1 protein-coding gene is annotated in these 1,877 nt (G+C 36.8%); it reads right to left on the reverse strand.

Annotated elements, in window-relative coordinates:
• Window positions 1-261 precede the first annotated feature (261 nt).
• The gene (locus A8L32_RS21865; protein WP_066633289.1) at window positions 262-1,407 is read right to left on the reverse strand and encodes an iron-containing alcohol dehydrogenase; all 1,146 of its coding nucleotides are present in this window, start codon (window positions 1,405-1,407) and stop codon (window positions 262-264) included.
• Between the last annotated feature and the right edge of the window lie 470 nt (window positions 1,408-1,877).

A 1,877-nucleotide genomic window follows, 5' to 3' on the forward strand; every position in this document is an offset into this window, starting at 1 on the left:
TTACAGCTTTCTTAAGCTTAAAGCCAGGATTTTTAGCAAATTAGTTTTACAAACCGCAAGTGTATTTTATTATGCTTGCGGTTTTTCAGTTAGAAGTAAAACCAATTATAAAATCAGAAAGTTTAAAGATTATATAGATAGGGCTAAGTGCAAAACATATAAGCCATCTCATTATTAATGTAAGATGGCTTGTACTTGTTGTTATTTTAACCAATCGCTAAATCCCATGGAGTTCACTAAAATTTCCAAGAGTTAAGTGTTTTACATGGCATTTTTATATATCTGAATAATCTCTTCCTTACTTGATAAACGTGGATTAGTGGCTAAGCAGGCGTCCTTAAGGGCATTATCTGCCAGTAGAGGAAAATCTTTTTCTTTTACACCAAGTGATTTTAATCCTGATGGAATTCCAACGTCCTTAGCCAATTGTTCTATACTAGATAAGGCAAGATTTGCTGCTTTCATGATTGATAAGCCTTGTGTATTTTCACCCAGGGCCTCTGCGATTGTTACAAAGCGTTCAGGGCAAGCAATAAGGTTAAAACGTTGTACATGTGGCAGAAGTATAGCATTACAAACCCCATGAGGTAAGTCGTATAAACCTCCCAGTTGATGTGCCATGGCATGTACATTCCCTAAACTAGCATTATTAAATGCCATACCTGCCATAAACTGAGCATAGGCCATTTGTTCGCGAGCATGTAGGTTATTACCATTGGCCACAGCTGCGCGCAGATACTTAGCGATTAATTCTATTGCTTTTATGGCGGCAGAATCAGTTACAGGAGTGGCTGCAGTGGATACATATGCTTCAATAGCATGTGTTAATGCATCCATACCTGTAGCAGCAGTTAAACCAGGTGGCATACTCACCATTAATTCTGGATCATTTATAGAGACAGTAGGGGTTACGTGCCAATCTACAATGGCCATTTTAACATGTCTGTCGCTATCTGTAATAATGGTAAACCGGGTCATTTCGCTAGCTGTACCTGCAGTTGTGTTTACTGCTATAAAAGGGGGCATTGCTTTTTCCGACATATCCAACCCTTCGTAATTTGTAATTTGACCGCCATTAGTGGCCACCAAACCAATACCTTTTGCACAATCAATAGGACTTCCTCCTCCAACAGCTATAATAACATCACAGCCTTCTTTTTGGTAGATTAATAAACCTTCGTGTACATTATCAACGGTGGGATTTGGTAATGCTCCATCGTATACTACAACTTGAATGCCTTCATCCATTAAATGTTGTTCAATTTTAGCCACAATACCCATTTCTACCAATATACGATCAGTAACTAATAAAGCCTTGGATCCACCAATAGCTTTTGCTTGTTTCCCTACTACAGTGGCACTTTTAGCACCCATTAAATTTACGGTTGGAATAAAATAACTATGCATAACTTCTTAATTTTAAATATGATTTACCGTTTTTTACCGTGGGATCTGCTCCACATACGTTTTGTTTTAAATCGATAAATCAAAAGTAGGTGATGAAACATTCGATCATTTACCCCAAAAAGTCCAATTGGTATCCCTAAGCGGTCAGATGTTAAATTTCATGACATATTAGAGTGTTCTCTTCATAAACGGGCTATTTATAATCAGAAAAAGAAACAATACTTTGTTATTTGAATAAGGTTGGAGAGCTTAACGACAGTTCTGCTATTAATAGTAGGAGGGGAGGGGTAATGGTATTTCGGATATCTGTAATAAACTATATAAAGAAGTAATGGATCTTAAAAATACAAAGAAAGTGGCTTTTTAAGATGGTGTTAAACTATATAGGTAAAAGCAAGCCCTTATTTCCGTAATTGGGGTAGTATTTTCGACTTGTTTGGAGGTAAGCCTATATCAATCTTAAATTAATG

This window comes from Labilibacter marinus, from assembly GCF_001659685.2.
GTDB classification, from domain to species: domain Bacteria; phylum Bacteroidota; class Bacteroidia; order Bacteroidales; family Marinilabiliaceae; genus Saccharicrinis; species Saccharicrinis marinus.